The organism is Inconstantimicrobium porci (genome assembly GCF_009696465.1).
GTDB classification, from domain to species: Bacteria; Bacillota; Clostridia; order Clostridiales; family Clostridiaceae; genus Inconstantimicrobium; species Inconstantimicrobium porci.
This window is the reverse complement of sequence record NZ_VULX01000001.1, coordinates 34,861-55,992: the sequence shown is the minus strand read 5'-3', so window position 1 is coordinate 55,992 and position 21,132 is coordinate 34,861. Positions and strand designations below refer to the sequence as shown.

Annotated in this window: 19 protein-coding genes; 2 read left to right on the top strand and 17 right to left on the bottom strand. The window is 32.0% G+C overall.

Features of this window, described 5'->3' with window-relative positions; translation table 11 throughout:
• Nucleotides 1–2: 2 nt before the first annotated feature.
• Nucleotides 3–257 carry a DUF1292 domain-containing protein gene (locus FYJ33_RS00255; RefSeq protein ID WP_154529769.1) on the bottom strand — a complete coding sequence of 85 codons (255 nt, stop codon included), beginning with the start codon at nt 255–257 and terminating at the stop codon, nt 3–5.
• 142 nt (nt 258–399) lie between these two features.
• Entirely contained in the window at nt 400–2,688 is a 2,289-nt protein-coding gene (helD, locus tag FYJ33_RS00250; protein WP_154529768.1) for an RNA polymerase recycling motor HelD, read from the bottom strand.
• A gap of 465 nt (nt 2,689–3,153) precedes the next feature.
• Between helD and FYJ33_RS00245 the strand changes: the two genes are divergently transcribed.
• Both FYJ33_RS00245 and FYJ33_RS00240 read left to right on the top strand, forming a co-directional pair.
• A complete protein-coding gene (locus FYJ33_RS00245) occupies nt 3,154–3,996 on the top strand; it encodes an SDR family oxidoreductase (RefSeq protein WP_154529767.1) in 843 nt (280 codons plus the stop codon).
• A 374-nt stretch (nt 3,997–4,370) separates the two neighbouring features.
• On the top strand, nt 4,371–4,820 hold the full coding sequence (locus FYJ33_RS00240) for a DUF2383 domain-containing protein (RefSeq protein ID WP_206046570.1): 450 nt from the start codon (nt 4,371–4,373) through the stop codon (nt 4,818–4,820).
• 85 nt (nt 4,821–4,905) lie between these two features.
• Here FYJ33_RS00240 and def read toward each other — a convergent pair whose 3' ends face one another.
• The 15 genes from def to FYJ33_RS00165 all read right to left on the bottom strand — a co-directional run bounded on the left by def (nt 4,906) and on the right by FYJ33_RS00165 (nt 21,050).
• The gene (gene def / locus FYJ33_RS00235) at nt 4,906–5,385 is read right to left on the bottom strand and encodes a peptide deformylase (RefSeq protein ID WP_154529765.1); all 480 of its coding nucleotides are present in this window, start codon (nt 5,383–5,385) and stop codon (nt 4,906–4,908) included.
• Nucleotides 5,386–5,759: 374 nt separating this feature from the next.
• Nucleotides 5,760–6,596: a hypothetical protein gene (locus FYJ33_RS00230; RefSeq protein ID WP_154529764.1), complete on the bottom strand. Its 837-nt coding sequence runs from the start codon at nt 6,594–6,596 to the stop codon at nt 5,760–5,762.
• A gap of 75 nt (nt 6,597–6,671) precedes the next feature.
• A complete protein-coding gene (locus tag FYJ33_RS00225) occupies nt 6,672–9,053 on the bottom strand; it encodes a homocysteine S-methyltransferase family protein (protein ID WP_277643402.1) in 2,382 nt (793 codons plus the stop codon).
• Nucleotides 9,040–9,726, bottom strand: a complete 687-nt coding sequence (locus tag FYJ33_RS00220; RefSeq protein ID WP_206046569.1) for a methionine synthase — start codon at nt 9,724–9,726, stop codon at nt 9,040–9,042. The genes FYJ33_RS00225 and FYJ33_RS00220 overlap by 14 nt, the downstream gene beginning before the upstream one ends.
• Before the next feature lie 7 nt (nt 9,727–9,733).
• The gene (gene metF / locus FYJ33_RS00215) at nt 9,734–10,618 is read right to left on the bottom strand and encodes a methylenetetrahydrofolate reductase [NAD(P)H] (protein WP_154529763.1); all 885 of its coding nucleotides are present in this window, start codon (nt 10,616–10,618) and stop codon (nt 9,734–9,736) included.
• Nucleotides 10,619–11,037: 419 nt separating this feature from the next.
• Nucleotides 11,038–11,997, bottom strand: coding sequence for an MraY family glycosyltransferase (locus tag FYJ33_RS00210; RefSeq protein ID WP_154529762.1), 960 nt, complete (start codon nt 11,995–11,997; stop codon nt 11,038–11,040).
• A 442-nt stretch (nt 11,998–12,439) separates the two neighbouring features.
• A complete protein-coding gene (locus FYJ33_RS00205) occupies nt 12,440–13,081 on the bottom strand; it encodes a V-type ATP synthase subunit D (protein ID WP_154529761.1) in 642 nt (213 codons plus the stop codon).
• 3 nt (nt 13,082–13,084) lie between these two features.
• Entirely contained in the window at nt 13,085–14,467 is a 1,383-nt protein-coding gene (locus tag FYJ33_RS00200; protein ID WP_154529760.1) for a V-type ATP synthase subunit B, read from the bottom strand.
• A complete protein-coding gene (locus tag FYJ33_RS00195) occupies nt 14,460–16,235 on the bottom strand; it encodes a V-type ATP synthase subunit A (protein ID WP_154529759.1) in 1,776 nt (591 codons plus the stop codon). The genes FYJ33_RS00200 and FYJ33_RS00195 overlap by 8 nt, the downstream gene beginning before the upstream one ends.
• A 19-nt stretch (nt 16,236–16,254) precedes the next feature.
• A complete protein-coding gene (locus FYJ33_RS00190) occupies nt 16,255–16,566 on the bottom strand; it encodes a V-type ATP synthase subunit F (protein WP_154529758.1) in 312 nt (103 codons plus the stop codon).
• Nucleotides 16,559–17,560 carry a V-type ATP synthase subunit C gene (locus FYJ33_RS00185; protein WP_154529757.1) on the bottom strand — a complete coding sequence of 334 codons (1,002 nt, stop codon included), beginning with the start codon at nt 17,558–17,560 and terminating at the stop codon, nt 16,559–16,561. Before FYJ33_RS00185 ends, FYJ33_RS00190 begins: the two co-directional genes overlap by 8 nt.
• Nucleotides 17,561–17,572: 12 nt before the next feature.
• Nucleotides 17,573–18,172, bottom strand: coding sequence for a V-type ATP synthase subunit E (locus FYJ33_RS00180; protein ID WP_154529756.1), 600 nt, complete (start codon nt 18,170–18,172; stop codon nt 17,573–17,575).
• A 16-nt stretch (nt 18,173–18,188) separates the two neighbouring features.
• Nucleotides 18,189–18,680 (bottom strand): V-type ATP synthase subunit K, encoded by a 492-nt coding sequence (locus FYJ33_RS00175; RefSeq protein ID WP_154529755.1) that lies wholly within the window; start codon nt 18,678–18,680, stop codon nt 18,189–18,191.
• 56 nt (nt 18,681–18,736) lie between these two features.
• Nucleotides 18,737–20,737 (bottom strand): V-type ATP synthase subunit I, encoded by a 2,001-nt coding sequence (locus FYJ33_RS00170; protein ID WP_154529754.1) that lies wholly within the window; start codon nt 20,735–20,737, stop codon nt 18,737–18,739.
• Complete coding sequence (locus tag FYJ33_RS00165; RefSeq protein ID WP_154529753.1) at nt 20,724–21,050, bottom strand: ATPase; 327 nt, start codon at nt 21,048–21,050, stop codon at nt 20,724–20,726. Before FYJ33_RS00165 ends, FYJ33_RS00170 begins: the two co-directional genes overlap by 14 nt.
• Between the last annotated feature and the right edge of the window lie 82 nt (nt 21,051–21,132).

The following is a 21,132-nucleotide window of genomic DNA, read 5'->3' as shown; positions in this document are numbered from 1 at the left end:
TCCTATTTATTATAAAGTAGCTTCTTATATTCTTTCTTTACAGTATCAAACTCCTTATCTTCTTCTACAAGGTTAAGTTCTTCGCTTCCATCTACATTATCAACTCTGAATATGCATGCATCATCTTCATTAGTATTCTCTCCAACTTGAGAAAGAATAAGATATTCTTTCTCTTCAACATAAATCTTAGCTACAGCTTCCATTTCAATTTTATTTCCATCTTCATCTCTAAAACACATTATTTCTTTTTCTTCCATCTTCGAGTCTCACCTTTCTTCTCTTGCTATTATAATATATACCAAATGTATATCAACTTATAACCTTTTCATTAATTTTTCTTTATAATTTATTGCAATAATAATATATGTGTACCCTTCATATATTATCTTATTTTATTTATTATTCAAGAAGTTTTGTAAATTTATCTTTATAAAAAACAAATTCATAATGAAGTGCTCTTGTAAGCACTACATATAACAGCTTCTTATCAAATTCACTTTCAGTATAATTTACATTACTGCAATCATAAACAATAACACAGTCAAACTCAAGTCCCTTTGTAAGATGTGAAGGTATTATGATAAAATCATCCTTGATAGATTTATCATTTTCTTTTATTAACTTCCACTTAAATTTACTGTTTTTCTTTTTCAGAACAGAAGCAGCTTTTTTACATTCATCATAAGTTCTGCATACAATGGCAATACTCTTTTTACCATCACCTAATACCTTATCTGCTGCACTGTTAACTTTTTCTATAAGTTCATCATCTGAAATATAGCTTTCTACCTGTGGCTTCATGCCATGTCTGATTACTGGTTTTGTAGGCTTCATATCTGCTTTCTGTTTTAAAAGCACCTTGTTTGCAAACTCAATAATCTCTATAGTACTTCTATAACTCTGAGTAAGCATTTTATAACTACACTTGCCTTCGAATACACCATTTATTACATCATTCCAGTCATTAATACCTCTATAGTAATATATACCCTGTCCAATATCACCAACAATTGTCATGGACTTTCCTGAAGCTATAAGTGATGCTGTATATAACTGAAATGGAGAATAATCCTGAGACTCATCAATAACTATATGCTTAATTTCTGCCATCTTAGGAAGACCATGAACCTTCATCTTAAGATATGCCATAGCAGCACAATCATCAGCATCTATAAGACCTTCATCAAGTGTTTTTAATGTATTTTCTCTTATATTATTCCACAATGATTCTTCTACTATTCCATCTGTAAGCTCGCCAAAACGCTCTTCATAACTTAAAAACTTCCTGTATAAATCTCTGCTGTCTTTATTAAGCCATTTATTAAAATAATCATCAAGTACAACCTTGCTGTGTTTAACTATATCTTTTTTAATTCCATCTCTCTCATCATAAATAGCTATAAGTGCTTTTCTTCTTTCCGGCCCATCTTCCATTTCTTTCTTACACTTATTTATTTTAAACTCATAGAAGAGTTCTATCTTGCTGCATGTCTTGCCTACAGTTTCCTTAAGTTTCTTTGAAAAATATCTTTTTATTTCTTCTTTTCTCTTGTTTATAGATAGGTTTGACATATCATTCATGAATAATCTTTTAATCTCATCTGCTTTAAACAGAATCCACTGGTCAATCTTTATATCCTCAACTTTTGCCTCCTGAACTTCAAGAATCTTAATATATCTGTCAATCATATTCTTGTAAAGCAGTGAACCTTTAAAACCACATTCCTCTATAATATCTTTTCTCTCTTTTTCATCAGCTTTTTGAAGTCTTGAAAGCTTGTCATCTTTTGATATAATCTTTCCTTTGCTTCCCATAATCTTAAGCAAAAATTCCTCAATAGTACTCTGCATAACCTTCTCAACACCAAGGCTTGGAAGCACATCAGATATATAATCAAGGAATATACTGTTAGGTGCAAGCACAAGTATGTTTTCTCCACCTATATTTTCCTTATATCTGTAAAGAAGATATGCCAACCTATGTAATGCCACTGTAGTTTTTCCTGAACCAGCTGCACCCTGCACAATAATAGGAGTATTTTTATCCAATCTTATAATCTCATTCTGTTCCTTCTGAATTGTTGCAACAATATCCTTGAGCTTGTTTCCGCTGCTCTTTTCAAGGTTGATCTTAAGGAATTCATCCACTAGTTCGCTTCCTTCTTCGTTAAGATTATTGATTATTATTTCATTTATACTTTCATCAAAAATATCTTTTATTTCACCATCTTCAAAAAGGAATTTTCTCTTTAATGAAAGTTCACCATCTATTACTCCGCATGGTGCTTTATAGTACACTTTTCCTTCAGTGCCACTGTAGTATAGATCAGCAATTGGAGAACGCCAGTCAATAACCTTTTCATCACCTGTATCTACATCACCAAGTGAATTCTTACCTATATATAGGCTTTCCTTTTCTCTCTTATACTCTCTAAAATCTATTCTTGCAAAATACGGCTGCACTTTAGATTCAGTATATTTCGATACATTCTTCTTTACAAGATTATAAAGCTGCTCATTAGTTTCAAGTTCATAGCTGTAACTTCCCTTAGAAGCCTTCTTCATAACTGCAATTCTGTTCTCAAGCTCCTCTTGCTCCATCATCTTCTTACTAATGTAATCCTTAAGCCATTCTTTCACTTCACGCAAATGCTCCTTTTCAAATGCAAGTGACTGCTCTTTGTTCATAAAAAACCACCTCCTTAAAACATAACTTATTTATTGTAATTTAACTAACTTTTATTGTCAATATTTCACTACTATATATCATATAAATATCATATAAGTATTTTTTCAAGATATGAGATAAGAACGAAGAGATATGAACATTAGATAAGCGAACATGCCAAATCAGAGATTTGGAATGCCTGCTTGGTCAAGACGTAAGCGAACATGCCAAATCAGAGATTTGGAATGCCTGCTTGGTCAAGACGTAAGCGAACATGCCAAATCAAAGATTTGGAATGCCTGCTTAAATAAGAGGACAAATCCTCTTAAAAACTCTTTAATTATACAATTTAAGAGGTTTGGAGGTGAAACCTCCATTAAGATTTAGAAATTTATGAGAGTAACGAATAAATTCCATCCAGTTCTCTTATCTCTACTCTTATATCTCAAATCTATTTTATAAACTAAAGTTATGAGGTGAGGATTTTGAAAATTTTAATATTGGGCTCTAGTGGAAACATTGGTGGTTTTCTTACTAAAAGCCTCAATAAATATTACGAAGTAATCGAGACAGGTAGAAAAGATATTGATATAACAAATAAAAATGAGGTAATAGACTTTATCTCAAACAATTCTCCTGATTTTGTTATAGATTCAGCTGGCATAGCGGATGTTGATTTTTGCGAAAAAAATGAAGACATATCATATTCAATTAATACTCTAGGTACTATGAATGTTGCTATTGCCTGTTCAAAAAAAAATATACCTTTAATTTATATTTCAAGTGCTCAGGTTTACGGAAGCAGCGAAAATTCTTCACATTTCGAACAAGACATATGCGACCCTGTAAATATATTTGGCAAATCAAAACTTGCTGGCGAAAACCTTATAAGAACACTATGCAAAAAATATTATATAATACGCACATCCTGGTGTTTTGGTGGAGAAAAATGTTTTGTCAAAAAAATAATCGACAAAAAAAATATACCTATATTCATGGTTGCTGATATGAAAGTCAACCTAACTTATTTAGGAGATCTTGCGAAAGTAGTTTTATCAATGATAAATAGTGAATCATATGGAATATATAACTGTACAAATAAAGGATCGGAATTAAAATCAAATATAGTAAAGTATATCTTCTCCCAGATAGGCTGCAGTAAAGAAGTCTTTCCGCTTCCAGCATCAACATTAAAAGCACTAGCTCCAAGACCAAAAGACTGCCTCTTAAATACAGACCTAATGGAATCATCTTTTAATATTGAATTGCCATCATGGAAAGATAGAATGATTGAATATATAGACACTATTATGTCTTTGCAGAAATAAGCTTTCTATATACTCCAATTATAAGTACTAAATAAAGTATAGATTTAGTAATCAATGTATACTGTATAATTTCGGATTGAACTCCTTATGGAGTTCCAAAAAGAGAACAAATTCCTCTTTAAAACTCTTTATAACTCTTTAAATTGCAAACACAGAGATTTCCATTATTTTGGAAATTCATGAAGCTACGCTCATGAATTTAAACCTTAATTATACATTATACAATATAAATAATACATTATAATACTGAATTCAACTTTATTAAGCAGATTAAATTGTTTTGTAAAAAATATCTTAAACCAGCAACTTATTTTGTATAATAATCCTCTCATAGCAGATAATAATACTGAAATTATTATGAGAGGATGATTGTTTTGGTAGAGGTTGATAAAGATATAAAGAATCTTAATAAATATCTAGAAGGAATATATATGGCCATTAATACCTTTGAGCATTATGTTTCTATGGCTAAAGAAGAAAAAAATTTAAGTCTATTAAAGGATATAGAGCTGCAATTTAAATCTTCTGCTGTAGATATAATAAACAGAATCATAGACCTTGGCGGGAAAAGCAAAGATGAAGCTTCCCTTATTGGCAAAGTTTCTGAAACATTTATTAATATCAAAGATAAAATTATGGTCCAGAATGATGATCAGCTTCTCACAGAAGCATACAAATACATTGAAACTGGACTTAAGATGGGTAATAAGTTTTTAAATGAAAATGAGCTAACAACAAAAAGCAGGGAAATAGTCGTACAGGACTTAAAAAAACAAAATGCTTTATTAGATACATTTCCTTCAAAAATACCTCTAAAAAAATAGAAACAGCATTTAACCGCTGTTTCTATTTTTTATGTATATTGAACATTTTACAGTTAATTTTTAATTTTCAATTGTTAATTCTGAACTATTCCTCATCGTCCTCTTCAACAAGTTCATACATTTCCTTAGCTCTATCAACGTACATTATTCCCTGAAGATGATCTATTTCATGACAGAAGCATCTTGCTAAAAGACCTTCACCTTTATATTTTCTCTTCTTGCCTGTTTCATCTAAAGCTTCAACTTCTACATAAGTTGGTCTTTCTACTAAACCTTCATAGTCAACGTAGCTAAGACATCCTTCATATCCTTCTTCATTTCCTGTTGCTTTAGTTATCACTGGATTTATAAGTAATATTGGCTCTGAACCATCTCTTAAATCTATAAACACTACTCTTTTAGTTATACCTATCTGTGGGGCTGCTAGTCCAACTCCATCTACCGAATATAACGTATCTTTTAAATCCTTAAAAAGTTTTTTAGTTTCTTCATCTATTGTATTTATTGGATCGCAGACTTTTCTAAGTCTTTCATCACCAAGCTGAATTATTTCTCTTATTGCCATATGTAATCTCCTTTTCTTTTAGTTATAAGACTAATACCAAAACAATAAAACTAGATTTGAGATATGAGAGCAGAGATAAGAGAACTGGATGGAATTTATTCGTTACACTCATAAATTTCTAAATCTTAATGGAGGTTTCACCTCCAAACCTCCAATACCTAGCATTTTAAAGAGATATTAAGAGGAACTTGTCTTCTTAATATAGAAACTTCCTTCAAGGAGTTTTATCCTTGTCTCTACTCTCTTTGTTCTACTCTCTAAACTAACCTACAAATTATATTTATCAGGTTTGTTAAACTGCTGTTATTGATACCGTCTTTAATACATATTTTTTTATGATATTTATATTATTGCATATACAATAAGATTTTTCATCATAAATTTTCTTCTGATTCCCTGTCTATTTCTTCCTGGTGTTCTTTTTGAATAGTTGCATCTAGTTCTTTTTCTCTTTTTTCTGCAAATCTATATCCTTCTCTGATAAGAACAAAACCTAATACAAGGCCAATAAGAAGATTCATGCTTAAATTAAAAGCATAGTTTATATTGGTTACAATGTCAGTATATCCAATATAAGAAAGAAAATTTGTAATTCCATAAATAATTGTGTATATAACAAGTACAGCACCTGCTCCTATAAAGATATATCTGAATTTATCAGAATAATCTTCTTCTTTTTCCTGCTTATTTACATCAAGAGATATTTTTTCGTTATAAATATCAAGTATACATAAAATAATAAGAATTATAATTCCTATTCTGAACATTTCCATACCAGCAATACTGCTAAGTAGATATAAGAGTATAAAAATCATAAGATAATTTTTGCCTTTTATGCTTTTACCAAGAAGGAAATGTCCACATCCTGGCAGGATACTTAAAAACATTGATATAAGTCTTCTATTTTCAATCTTTTCTCTTTTCTCATCATTGATATCTATTTTTCCAGCAAAAATTTTGTCATAGCAGATCAAACAGTCCAGTATAGATGCAAAATATGCAAGTCCTGTTAATATATTTACAATTCTATACATGGTAAAGCCATGAAAAAACCCGCCTAAGCTTCCATCATAACCGTATGAAATATGTGAAACTGAAATAAGAAATATAAATCCTAGTATAAATATTGCCCCCCTGCTTTTCAGTCCTATATAAATATGGCCTAAACCAGGAATTAATGAAGATAAAAATGCCTTTTGCTTACTTTTCATTAAAAATCACTCCTACTTTTTTTTACTATGCTTTTATTATAAAAACGAAAGCTTAATAAATTGTTCTTAAATTTCTTAATGTTTTCTTAATACACTTTCTGCGATTTTTACTGACTCTTTAGCATCTCTTGCATAGAAATCTGCATTTATCATCTTTGCATATTCCTCATTAAGCACTGCACCACCAACAAATACTTTACAATCTTGTTTTTTATCTTTAATTTTCTCTATTGTTATAGCCATGTTTTTAACTGTAGTTGTCATCAATGCACTAAGCCCTACAAGTTTCACATCATGTTTTTGCACCATTTCAGCTACATATTCTGGATTAACATCCCTACCTAAATCCATTATATCGTAACCATAATTTTCAAGAATAACCTTGACTATATTTTTGCCTATATCATGTATATCGCCCTTAACAGTTGCCATAATAATTTTTCCTTTAGATAAAGAACCACTCTCTTTACTTTTAAGACTTTGTTTCAATACTTCAAATGATTTTTTAACTGTTTCTGCAGAACCAATAAGCTGCGGTAAAAATATTATACCTTTTTCATACCTTTCTCCTACAATGTCTAATGCTGGTATTAGATACTCATTTACAACTTCCAGTTCTTTTTTTTCCTGCAAAAGGCTTTCTGTTGCTTTAGCCGCTTCATCTTTAAGTCCTTCAATAACTATTTCTTTAAGGTCTGCTGTATCTCTTTCCTTAGTTGTAGTTTTTTCATCTTGATTAACTGCAAAATGTTTCACGTAATTTTCTTCATTAACATCTTCCATATTAAATACTTTATATGCCATTATAGTATCCATGATTTCACTGCTGCCTGGATTCACTATGGGAAGTGTCAACCCACTGTTTAAACACATTGTAAGAAATGTTCTATTTAATAGATTTCTATTAGGCAGACCAAATGATATATTAGAAACTCCAAGTATTGTTTTAAGCTTTAATACATCAGTTATATATTTTACTGCCTTAACTGTTTCCTTAGCCTGATTCTGCTGTGCTGAAACTGTTAATGTCAAGGCATCTATAATAATATCCTCTCTGCTTATACCTATTTCTTCCGCTCTTTTAACAATTCTTGCTGCAATAGCAATTCTTTCTTCTGCACTCTTTGGCAGTCCATTATCATCTAATGCAAGTGCCACAACTGCTGCACCATACTTTTTCACAATTGGTAATACATTATTTAATGATTCTTCTGTCCCGTTAACAGAATTTACAATAGCCTTTCCGTTATATACTCTAAGAGCTTCTTCTATAACTTTACAATCAGTAGAATCTATCTGTAGAGGCACATCAGTTACACTTTGTATTTCTTTCACAACATTAACCATACACTTTTTTTCATCTATTTCTGGTAGGCCTACATTAACATCAAGGATATCTGCACCATTTTTAACTTGAGTTATTGCTTCTCTCACAACATAGTCTAAATCATTATTTCTAAGAGCTTCTTTAAATAACTTTTTACCTGTAGGATTTATCCTTTCACCAACAACTTTTACGCCTTCAATATTTACAAATCTTGTAGCTGTACATACTCTTGAAATTTGTTTATTGCTTCTCTGTGCTTTACTTTCACCCTTAAGCTTGGATTTTAAATACTGAATATACTCATCAGTAGTCCCACAGCATCCACCTACTAAACTCGCACCTTTTTTTACAAAGTCTATAACATATTCTGCAAACTCTTCTTTTTTAACATTATAAACTACTTTTCCATTAACACTTACAGGAAGACCGGCATTCGGTTGAATTATTACAGGACATTTTGAAAACTCAAGTATTTTATCTACAACGGGTACCATCTCCTTTGGTCCTAAAGAACAGTTTATTCCTACTGCATCAACATTAAGTGCATTAAGTGCAATACACATTGATTCAGGACATACTCCTGTAAAAGTTCTCCCACTCTCATCAAAAGTCATAGTACAGAATACAGGCTTACTACTATTCTCTTTTACTGCTAATACAGCTGCTCTTGCTTCACTTAAGTCTGTCATTGTCTCTATCAAATATAAATCCACATTATATTTTTCTCCAAGCATAACAACTTCCTTAAATGTTTCATATGCTTCATCAAAACTAAGGGTACCCATAGGTTCCAGTAACTCACCTATAGGACCAATATCTAGCCCAATACTTACATTTTCAAATTCTTTTGCAGCTTCCTTTGCATTATGAACCGCTGCTCTTATTATCTCTTCTAATTCATATTTTGACTTTTCAAGCTTTATTCTGTTTGCTCCAAAGGTATTAGTAGTAATAATATCTGCACCAGCACTTATATACTTCTTATGGATATCTATTACAATTTCTCTGCTTTCTATATTCATTTCTTCTGGAATTTTACCATCCTGCATTCCTGCACTCTGAAGCATTGTTCCCATTGCACCATCAAGTAATATTATTTTATTATTTATATCATTTCTATCTATTGCCACAGACTTTTCCTCCCTTTCTAAAAGCACATGTTTTATTAAGTTTACAATACTCGCACCCTTTAATATTACTTATATCCTTTCCATTATCCACAATACCAATTATCGCTGTAACTGATTTTCTTGGTATTAACAAATTACACCTATTACATGTTAGCCCAATAAATTTATCTGCTCTTAAACTTTCTATAATACTCTTCTGACAATCAAGTGTTAAATCTCCATAGCCAGGACTATACCTAAAAGTTATCCTTCCTTGATTTTTAAACTTATCTCTTATTTCCTCTTCAACATAATCACAGATTTTTTCAATAAATTCAGTTGCACATGCATCAAGTATAATTGCTTTCTGCATATCTATTTTTTCATAGTATCTTATTTTAGCATCGACTATATTTCCTAAAGTTGCTGACATTACAACGGCTATTGTGCTATTCTTTAAATGCTTATTAATACTATTTCCACTCAATGAAATTGAACTATTCTCAAAAGTAATAATACCATCAGTTTTTCCCAAGCTATAATCTTTATAAATGTATTTAGGATTACTAATTTCTTTTATCTCTTCTATTGCTGAATCTATAGTTTTATCAAGAATATCATCTATTTTCTGTCCTTTATATCCCATATATCTTAATACTTCAGATTTATCCATAATAATATTATCTTTATTCATATATCATCTAATTCTCACTTCTATTTAGAGCATCTAGAATAGGTTTTATTGATTCAACAATCTTCTTTGCTACATGAGGTTTGTTCATAGTATATAAATGTATACCTCGAATACCTGATGACACTAAATCTATTATCTGCTCTGTTGCATATGATATGCCAGCCTGCTCAAGTGCTTCTGGAGAATTCTCATATTTGTCTATGATCTTCAAAAACTTATATGGGAAACTTGCTCCTGATAGTTGTACCATTCTTTCAATCTGTTTTCTATTGGTTACAGGCATTATTCCTGCTTCGATTGGTGACTTTATATTATTTCTATAAATTCGGTTCATAAAATCATAATATGCATCATTAGAAAAGAACATTTGAGAAATGAAGTGTTCTGCACCCATATCTTCCTTCATCTTAATTATTTTTATAGACTCATCTAAATTTTTATTTTCAATATGCCCTTCAGGATAACATGCTGATGAAATACCTAAATCACTAATATCCTTTACATATTTTATAAGGTCTGTGGCATAATTAAAACTTCCTCCTGAAACTTTATCTATTGGTACATCTCCTCTTAAAGCTAAAATATTTTCAATGTTCTTTGCTTTAAGTTCATCTATTGTCTTCTTAATATCATCTTGTGTTGAACTTATACATGTCAAATGTGCTATAGTTTCAATATCATATTTTTCTTTTATTAAAGAAGATAATTCAACTGTTCTGTTACTAGTCATAGATCCGCCTGATCCATATGTAACGCTAATAAAATCTGGCTTTAATACTGCTAACTCCTCTATAGTATTATATACAGTATCAATTTTACTTGTTGGCTTTGGTGGAAATATTTCAAATGAAAGCACAACTTTTTTATCTTCAAATAAATTCTTAATCTTCATAATAATTCCCCTTTTTAAAAATTCTTATGTAATATAGTATAAAACACAATCCAGATATTCACAAAACATATAATCTATATACAATAAAGATTTAACAACAATTCTACAGTTTGTTAAAACTTTCATAACAATTTGTTTTTATAATAAAATCATAGAATTTTTTTTCATCAATTTCCCTACCCATTTTAGTGTTGTATTGATTTCATACAGCACTTTTTTTATATTTAAAAAACTAGTTAATTTTTAAGAGGTTTCAAGGTTAACCTCCATCATAATAAAAAAATCAGTTTACTGATTTCATCCTGAATTATACATTATACAATATAAATTATACATTAAAATGTAATATGAAAAAGACGAAATTCATAACCTTGTGTTACGAATTCCGTCTTTCTTCTTATCTATATATTTATAAGTTCCTACTTGTGCAGATTATAATATAAAATCAATAATGAAATCATGCTCAATACACAGCTTATCACACAAATAAATGTAACAACCTGCTTAGTATTCATACCCTTTTCCTCAAGTCTGTAATGTATCTGACTCCTATCAGCAGCATAAACTGGCTTTCCTTCAACAAATCTCTTACCTATTACAAAAAGATTATCAAATATAGGAACACCAAGTGCTAGAATTGGTATAAATATTGATACAACTGTAGCCTGCTTAAATGCTCCGTCGAGCGCAATTATCGCCAGCATAAATCCTAAAAAGTTAGCACCTGAATCACCCATAAATACTTTAGCCGGATAATGATTATATCTTAAAAATCCAAGGATTATACCTACTAAAATAACCGACATCATAGCTGACTCAGTCTGAGCTTTTGCTAAAGCTACTACACATAAAGTACTGCTTGATATTACTGTTATACCTCCAGCAACTCCATCCATACCATCAGACCAGTTGATAACTGTAGTAACACCAAAAATCCATGTAATTGTAAGTATAAATTGTAATGCTTTTGGAAGTATAAGATATGTACCATCAAATGGATTTGTAATACCTTCAAAAACAATTCCTGACATATAAACTATAATCGCAGCTAGCACCTGTACAATTACTCTTGGATATATTCTAAATTCCTTACCTCTTGTCTTATAATAATCATCTATAAGTCCTATTGCAGTTACTAATGTAGCAGCAATAACAACATATACCTTTTCACGATTATGTAGTCCAAATATATACACATATACAACTATAAAGGCAATATACATTACAACTCCACCACATAATGGAGTTGGCTTGTCATGTTTCTTTCGTTTTGTAGGTCTATCCATAAATCCAATCTTGTTAAATAACTTTATAAAATAAGGCATTAAAATCAACACTATAATTAATGCAGAAATTAATGGATATAAATACTTTATCATAATTTCCTCCTAACAGGACAAATACAATTTTTTCATAAATTCAAGTTAATATTTCTGATTATATATCTTTTTAAATTATAGCATCATTTTAAGAGAATGCCAAATGCCAAGTTCCAAAAAGAGGACAAATTCCTCTTTAAAACTCTTTCTAATTATTAAATTGTATTTACTTGTTATGAAATACAAAACAATATAATTTTCGATTTAGACAAGCAGCACACTTTTTTCATGAGCAAAAATATAAATCACCTCTTCCCCCAATGCAGTCGCAGGTGGAATTGCGTTCAGCAATTTCACAGAAGGTTTGGAGGATCACCCTCCATTATGTTTAGAAATGGCATAGCAAAGCATAGGCCATTTCCTCCTTCATTTGGCATCTGGCATTTGGCTCTTGGCATTAAAAAAAGCTGTGCCCCACAGGACACAGCTTTTTTAGGCTCTCTTAGCCTCTTTCTGCAATCATTGACTTAACTTTCATAAGTCTTGTTAATGAACTTCTTTCATTTTCATCAAGCTTCATTCTGATGTATCTTATAGTCTCCTGAAGCTGTGGTATAGTCATGTATTCAAGTGCATTAACTCTTCTTCTAGTCTTTTCGATTTCATCAGCCATTAGCTGGCATGATTTTTCAACTTCTGCAAGTTCTAGAAGTTTTGGAAGTATACTATATAATTTTGCTATTGCATCATCTAATTCAGCTGATGTATTTGCGTAGCCATAAGGATATATACTTCCTTCATCTCCTTCAAGCTGTCTTTTGAAATTCATAACGGGCACAGAAACGCTCATTACGTTTTTCTCACCAACTTCAACAGAGATACTTTCCTTTGGCATAGAAATAGCTTCTTCAAGGAATTCAGAACTCATTACAGCTCTAGCCATAACGAAGTCTTTAAGTGATCCCTGAAGTTCTCCTTCTACTTCTTTTCTAAGGTCATTGTTATATTTAACAAGATTTATAAACTGTCTCATAAGCTCATCTTGCTTATCTTTAAGAAGTTTATGTCCTCTAGTAGCAGTAGTAAGTCTCTTCTTTAGCTTAGAAAGTTCCATTCTAGTTGGGTTAACATTCAACCTAGCCATATATTATTCTTCCTCTCCAGCAGGCATATACTTTTCAAGGTATTCGTCTCTAATTCTCTTAAGTTCTGTTCTTGGAAGGATCTTCAATAGCTTCCATCCAATAGTTAATGTTTCTTCAATAGTTCTGTTTGTTTCAAATCCTTGAGAAACATATTCCTTTTCGAATTTTTCAGCGAACTGAGCAAATTTCTTATCTGTATCTGATAGAGCTGATTCTCCTAGGATAGCTGATAATTCTTTTGCCTGTTTACCTTGAGCATATGCAGCAAATAACTGGTTCATAGTATCTGCATGGTCTTCTCTAGTCTTTCCTTTACCAATACCCTTATCTTTAAGTCTTGATAATGAAGGTAAAACATCTATTGGAGGCATAACACCTTTCTTGTAAAGTTCTCTTGAAAGGATAATCTGTCCTTCAGTGATATATCCAGTTAAGTCTGGAATTGGGTGAGTTTTATCTTCTTCTGGCATTGTTAATATAGGAATTTGTGTTATGGAACCTTCTTTTCCTTTAATTCTACCTGCTCTTTCATATAATGTAGAAAGGTCAGTATATAGATATCCTGGATATCCTCTTCTTCCTGGAACTTCCTTTCTAGCAGCAGAAACTTCTCTTAATGCTTCGCAGTAGTTTGTGATATCAGTCATGATAACAAGTACGTGCATTCCCTTTTCGTAAGCTAAGTATTCAGCAGTAGTAAGCGCCATTCTAGGAGTGGCAATTCTTTCGATTGCTGGGTCTGAAGCTAAGTTCATGAATAGAACTGATCTATCAATAGCTCCAGTTCTTTCGAATTCTTCAACGAAGAATTCAGCTTCTTCAAATGTAATACCGATAGCAGCAAATACAACGGCAAACTTTGAATCAGAGTTTAAAACTTTTGCCTGTCTAGCTATCTGAGCAGCAAGTTCCTTGTGAGGAAGACCTGATGCTGAGAAAACAGGAAGCTTCTGTCCTCTAACTAGAGTGTTAAGTCCGTCAATAGCAGATATTCCTGTCTGAATGAATTCTGATGGGAAATCTCTAGCCATTGGGTTTATAGCTTCACCATTAATATCTCTTCTTTCTTCTGGAATAATCTTTGGGCCATTGTCCTTAGGCTTACCCATACCATCGAAGACTCTTCCTAGCATATCTTCAGAAACACCAATTTCAAGTGGTCTTCCTAAGAATTTAGCCTTTGTTCCTTTAAGGTTGATACCTGATGATCCTTCAAATAACTGAACCATGGCTTTGTCGCCATTAACTTCAAGTACTTTACCTCTTCTTTTTTCTCCAGTTTGTATTTCAATTTCAACTAGTTCGTCATACTTAACGCCTTCAACGCCTTCAACAACCATCAAAGGTCCTACAACTTCTGTAACTGTTTTATATTCCTTAAGCATCTAGAACCCCTCCTTCGCTGATAAGCTGATCGATATCTTTCTTAAGATCTGCCATTGTCTGGTCAATCTTTTCAAGTTCGCTTTCAGTAACGTACTTGCTTCTTGCTATTCTATCTCTTATTGGAAGTTCAAGAATCTTATTTAGGTAAACACCTGCTTTAAGAGCTCTTTCACCTTCAGATAAGAACATAAGAATTACCTTTAACATCTTAAACTGCTTATCTAATGATGTATAAGTATCTATTTCGTGGAAACCATTCTGTTGTAAGTAATCTTCTCTGATTGACTTAGCAACTTCAAGTTTTAATCTATCTTTTTCAGATAAAGCATCAATACCTACAAGTCTTACGATTTCTTCAAGGTTTGATTCTTCCTGTAATATTGTCATAGCCTGTAATCTTAATTCAGACCATTCATTATTAACATTCTTGTCCATCCACTTATCTATTGTATCAGCATATAATGAATATGATGATAACCAGTTAATTGATGGGAAATGTCTCTTATATGCAAGCTGAGCATCTAGTCCCCAGAAAACCTTAACTATTCTTAGAGTTGACTGAGTAACTGGTTCAGAAATATCTCCTCCTGGAGGTGATACGGCACCGATTGCTGTAATAGCTCCCTGTCTGCCATCTTTACCTAAACATATAACTTTACCAGCTCTTTCATAGTAATCAGCAAGTCTTGATCCAAGATATGCTGGGTAACCTTCATCACCAGGCATTTCTTCAAGTCTACCAGACATTTCTCTTAGAGCTTCTGCCCATCTTGAAGTAGAGTCAGCCATGATTGAAACTGAGTATCCCATATCTCTGAAGTATTCAGCTATTGTGATACCTGTATATATAGAAGCTTCTCTGGCTGCAACTGGCATGTTTGAAGTATTAGCTATAAGAACTGTTCTCTTCATGATACTTTCGCCAGTCTTTGGATCCTTTAGTTCTGGGAATTCGTTGATAACATCTGTCATTTCGTTACCACGTTCACCACAACCAACGTAAACAACTATTTCAGAGTCACCCCATTTAGCAATCTGGTGCTGAACAACTGTCTTACCAGCTCCGAAAGGTCCTGGTACTGCAGCAGCTCCACCTTTAGCTACTGGGAAGAATGTATCGATAACTCTTTGTCCTGTAGTCATTGGATCTGTAGGATTTAACTTGCTTGCAAATGGTCTACCTTTTCTTACAGGCCATTTCTGCATTAAAGTAATTTCCTTGTCACCTTTTTCAGTTGCTATAACTGCTACAGTTTCATCTACTGTAAATTCCCCACTCTTTATTTCTTTAATAGTTCCTTCTACTCCGTAAGGTACCATTATCTTATGAAGTACAACAGCTGTTTCCTGAACTGTTCCAACTACATCTCCAGCTGAAACAATATCTCCAGCTTTAGCAACAGGAGTGAATTCCCATTTCTTAGTTCTGTTAAGTGCTTTAACACTAACACCCTTAATTAAGAATGGGCTCTTTGCTGCCTCTAAGAATGCATCTAGAGGTCTCTGAATACCATCAAACATTGATTCAATTAGTCCTGGTCCAAGTTCAACACTTAGTGGTTCTCCTGTTGTTATAACAGGGTCCCCAGGTCCAATACCTGATGTTTCTTCGTATACCTGGATTGAAGCTTTATCGCCTCTCATTTCAATGATTTCACCGATAAGGCCTTTTTCTCCAACTTTAACAACGTCATATATATTAGCTTCATCCATACCTTCAGCAACAACTAAAGGTCCTGAAACTTTAATTATTTTACCAGTTTTCAAGTCTTACCAACCTACCTTCCTATAAAATGTTGACACCAACTGCTTTTTCTACATTATCACTAATTCTTTGCATACCTATATTCAATGTTCCTTGATTGCTTGGAATCAATATTACAGCAGGAAGTACTTGTTTTGTATATCTATCAATAGTTTCCTCTATTGTACTTGCAACTTGTTCAGTTACAAATATGACTGCGTAATCTGTCGCTGCCAGTCTATCAACAGTTTTTCTAGCTTCTTCTGCTTCAACTACTGGAAACACATCGATTCCTAGAGCTTTGAATGCTAGAACTGAATCCTTATCTCCAACAACTCCAATCTTCTTATACATAACTATCACGCAACCTTTCTCTAATTACTTCCGCAGAAATATTATTAAGTTTGCCAACCATTATAATTCTTATTAGTTTAATTTCATTTTCTTTAGCATAGATATATGCGATTATTGGTTCTACTCCAGAAGTCATAATCTTTGCGCCTTTTAAAAGACTCATAATAAAATTATCACTAAGCTTTTCAAAAAGACTTACTGAACCTGTTTTAGCATAAGATTCAATACCTTCTTTTAAAATTGCTCCATATCTTGTATATGATAGCTTGCTTGCAATATTCTCAGCTGAGTCATTTAGCATTAAAACAAGCATATCAGTAGAAACTTCTCCACCCTTTATTAATACAGACTGTAAGAATTCTCTTGATTTATCCTGTTTCTTAACTCTTAGTAGAGTTTTTATATTAGCTAAATCTATCTGGCTCTTAACATACTTTAACACGAAGTTCTCATTAATCTTCTTTGCTAAATAAACCATTTCCTCAAACATGTATTTATCTATTATAAGATCTATATTCTGAGGATCATTGTTAGCATTGAAATCTTCTATTGATTCTTCAACACTTTTTTTCTTAAAAGAATCTAATTCTCTATAAGCTTCATTATCTATTGCAAACTTTAGTTTTTCAGTATCTGTGCTTCCTAAGTTGATAAGCATGTTTGAAAAATCTTTCTTTGCAACTTTGCCTTTAACTAATACTTTAATGTTGTGATACTCATATCTTAATGACATGATTTCAATTAAAGTAGTATCAGGACAGATTCTATATAGATTATCGTAAACTCTAGTAAGTTCACTGCTAAGAATTTCTTCGTAATCTTCGGCTCTCTTCACATCGCCCATTACATTGGCATACTCAGTTTCCTGAAGCACTTTCAAAGCCTCCTGAGCTGTATCTGATTCGATCATTCTCTCAAATTTGGCTTTATCAAGGAGTTTGGTTTCATATACCTTAACCCTTGGAATTACTGGTATAAATTGTTCTTTATCCATGTATTCCCCTCCTTAATTAAATAGTACATTAGCTACTTCATACTCTAAATCTTCTTTTAAAGAATTAACAAGAGCTTCAAAAGTATTGTTAACCTCTATACCATTTTTCTCTAGAATGAAACCACCTTTAATATCTCTAGTTTCATTGCTTAATTTAAGTTCACCTTTTTTACCTGCTTTTGATAATTCAGCATTTATTTCTGATACAAAAGCATTAGTTATCATATTCTTAGTTTTTTCATTAACTATAATGCTTTCATCGCCTTCAATATTCATTGAAAGAATGGCATTTTTAAAATATGTTAACACTATTTCTGAATCTAACTGAGTTAAGTTTTCTACAGCTTTATCAAAAACTGTTGATATAACTTTTCCTTTAGATTCAAGTTTCTTGTTTCTTACCTGTAGATGAGCATTTGAAATTATTCTTTCTTTTCTAGTTGCTGCTTCAGATTTAGCTTTTTCTAGTCCAGATGTAGCAATTTCATTAGCTTCTGCTATTCTTTTGCTAATTATCTTAGCTTTTTCATTTTCTGCATTTTGAACAAGTTCTTCACTTTGCATTTTTGCATCGTGAAGAATTTTACTTGTTAAATTTTCTAAATTTGCCATTACGCTTCACTCCAAACTATTTTATGAATAGTACCATGAATAATGATGCAACGAATCCTAATAATGCATAAGTTTCAACCATGATTGCAAAAGTTACACCCTTCATTACGTCATCTGGTTTCTTAGCTAAAACCTGGATACCAGCAGCTGCTGCTTTACCCTGTGCTATAGCTGATTTCCATCCAGCGATTGCTATTGGAAGACAAGCCATGAAGTAAGATAATCCCTTAGCGAATTCTGGAGCTTCTCCACCGATTATACCAACTTTAGTGAAAAGAATAAGTGCAATAACGAATCCGTATAGACCCTGTGTACCTGGTAGTGCAACTAAGATGATTGATTTACCAAACTTTTCTGGTTCTTCTGACATTAATCCTGATGCAGCTTCTCCTGCAATACCTATACCTTTTGCTGATCCTATACCAGCTAAACCTACTGCTAATGCAGCTCCTAGTAGTGCGAAAATTAATCCACCGTTTTTAACGAAAAATTCAATCCAAGTATTCATTAATAATTTCCTCCTTAAATATGACAGTTATGTCTATAAATATATTTCTAATAAGCTTATCTGCTTACTGAATCATTATTATCAGTTACTTTTACAAACTTACTTGAAAGCTTGAACGGATTAAATTTGTTTCCGCCGCCTTCATAGAATTTGTTAAAGAACTCTAGATATTGTAATCTTGCTGTATGAACATATGAACCTAAAGCATTTATTGCTAAGTTAAATCCATGAAGTGCAATAAATAAAACTGGTCCTATTATCCATCTAAATGGTACTGGGAATAAGTTTATTATTAAGTTTAATGCATTAGCAATAAATCCAGTTGCAAGTCCAAGTCCCATAAGTCTTGAGTAAGAAATTATATCTCCAAGGTAACTTGTAAGTCCGTAAACTCCGTTAAGTCCTCCAATAGCTTTTCCTACGATTGACTTAGATTCTCTACCAGCTGTAAGAACAAGTATTACTATTCCTGCGATTAATAATATTTTTCCTACTGGTTCAAGACTTGTCATGCCAGCCATCATTCCAGCTAGAAGCATTACTGCACCGATTATTATAAAGTATATTGATACTACATCAAATACTATTGCAGCATACTGTTTTTCTCTTGCATATAAATAAGCCTTTATTCCAAGACCTACAAATATATGAATTATACCAAATGCTAATGACATAATAAACATAGTCATTATATCTGTAGTTGGGTTTATTAATATTGGAATATTTAATCCCAAGTACTTAGATAATAAATCTCCAAACCATCCGCCATATATAGCTCCCCATAATATTGTAGAAAGTCCACAGAAGAAAAATAACTTATAAGTGTTCTTCTTTTCTCTGTCTTTAGTCTTCATCATTACGAATCCACATACTAAAGCCATCATTAAACCATATCCTGCGTCTGATAACATCATTCCAAAGAATAAGAAATAGAATACAGAAAGTATTGGTGTTGGGTCAACTTCCTTATATTGAGGCAATCCATACATCGCAACTATACTTTCAAATGGACCTGCAAAGCCGCCATTTTTAAGTTTTATAGGAACTTTATTATTTTCCCTTTCTTCTTCCTTTACTTCTTCAAAAGTTAAATAGTATTCATCTCCAACTATGTTCTTTATTCTTTCTTCAAGCTTCTTGTTATTGTCTACCTCATTCCAGCCTATTATAGCTGTTACTTTATCAGTCTTAACGAAGTTTTCTTTAACATTCTGTCTTTCAACTAAAGAAGTAAAGTATTCATAAGCCAATTGTAAAACTTCTACCTTGTCAGCAAACTTAGCCATTTCAGCCTTGATTGCATCCTCCTCAGCATTAATTTCAGCAATTCTTTCTTTGCAAGATTCTATTATCTTGCTTGGAGATTCATCATATGATAAGTGTAATGAATTAAAACCATATTTCTTTATAGCATCTGATACTAATTCTTCATGTTCTTTTGAACATAAAATCATGAAATAAATATCCTTACTTGTTTTGTTAATATGTTCAACAAAGTATGGAACATTTAATTCTTCAAGATCTTTTGCTATACTCTGTTCATATTGAACAGCACAGCTTCCAACAAAATATGATGTTTCCTTTAATTCTTTAAGCATGCTTAAAGGCGCATCAAAATTCTGCCATGGCTTAAATCCTTCAATGTCTGTTTCATTTTTGCTCTTTTCATTGTTAAGCTCACTTATCTTGTCATCTTTTTCTTTTAAAGAATGGTAAATATTCTTCCATTCACCTTGCTCAACAGACTCTTTAAGATCTTTATAAGATATAACCTTTTTATCATTTAGAACTGAACTAAGCATTCCTTCCTTTGGTACATATCCTTTTAGAAGATCTAAAGAAAATTTAACCTTTGATAATGAATCTTCATATTCTGATAAGTCTTTACCAGCCTTACCTTTATCAAGAGTTTCAAAAATTTCATTTTCCTTTATTACTTCTGGATCCTGAAGGTCGATAAATTGTACTCCTTCAAAGCCTTGTAATTCCTCTAGAATCTTATCTTGATTTGATTCAAAAGAAAGCAAAGTGAATTTATTCATTTTAACTATTGCCATGAATGTTCACTATCCTCTCAACAACTAATTTGACTGCGCTATTAATCTTATCTTCTGATACTTCCAAGATATTTCTAGCTTCGACTTCGCCTTTTTCTAAAATAGGCTTAGCTTCCTGATTTCCTTCATTAACTGCTTCATCCATCATCTTTTTAGATTCTGCTTTGAAGTTATTAATGATAGAGACGTATTGTTCCTCTGCTTCAGTATGAGCTGTAGAAACTATTTCTTTGCTCTTATCCTTAGCACTTTGAATCATGCTTTCAGCTTCAGCTTCAGACTTTTTAATTTCCTTTAACGCTTCTATTGACAAGTTATCACCACCTTTAACCCATTTATCATATATACATTAATACTTTATATAGTATTAATTACTTTATTTTATTATACTACTT

Coding starts and splice junctions, on each gene's coding strand:
- FYJ33_RS00255 (WP_154529769.1), bottom strand. CDS start 257: ATGGAAGAAAAAGAAATAATGTGTTTTAGAGATGAAGATGGAAATAAA.
- helD (WP_154529768.1), bottom strand. CDS start 2,688: ATGAACAAAGAGCAGTCACTTGCATTTGAAAAGGAGCATTTGCGTGAA.
- def (WP_154529765.1), bottom strand. CDS start 5,385: ATGGCAATAAGAGAAATAATTCAGCTTGGTGATGAAAGACTTAGAAAA.
- FYJ33_RS00230 (WP_154529764.1), bottom strand. CDS start 6,596: ATGAAAAGTAAGCAAAAGGCATTTTTATCTTCATTAATTCCTGGTTTA.
- FYJ33_RS00220 (WP_206046569.1), bottom strand. CDS start 9,726: ATGAATAAAGATAATATTATTATGGATAAATCTGAAGTATTAAGATAT.
- metF (WP_154529763.1), bottom strand. CDS start 10,618: ATGAAGATTAAGAATTTATTTGAAGATAAAAAAGTTGTGCTTTCATTT.
- FYJ33_RS00210 (WP_154529762.1), bottom strand. CDS start 11,997: ATGATAAAGTATTTATATCCATTAATTTCTGCATTAATTATAGTGTTG.
- FYJ33_RS00205 (WP_154529761.1), bottom strand. CDS start 13,081: ATGGCTAGGTTGAATGTTAACCCAACTAGAATGGAACTTTCTAAGCTA.
- FYJ33_RS00200 (WP_154529760.1), bottom strand. CDS start 14,467: ATGCTTAAGGAATATAAAACAGTTACAGAAGTTGTAGGACCTTTGATG.
- FYJ33_RS00190 (WP_154529758.1), bottom strand. CDS start 16,566: ATGTATAAGAAGATTGGAGTTGTTGGAGATAAGGATTCAGTTCTAGCA.
- FYJ33_RS00185 (WP_154529757.1), bottom strand. CDS start 17,560: ATGGATAAAGAACAATTTATACCAGTAATTCCAAGGGTTAAGGTATAT.
- FYJ33_RS00180 (WP_154529756.1), bottom strand. CDS start 18,172: ATGGCAAATTTAGAAAATTTAACAAGTAAAATTCTTCACGATGCAAAA.
- FYJ33_RS00175 (WP_154529755.1), bottom strand. CDS start 18,680: ATGAATACTTGGATTGAATTTTTCGTTAAAAACGGTGGATTAATTTTC.
- FYJ33_RS00170 (WP_154529754.1), bottom strand. CDS start 20,737: ATGGCAATAGTTAAAATGAATAAATTCACTTTGCTTTCTTTTGAATCA.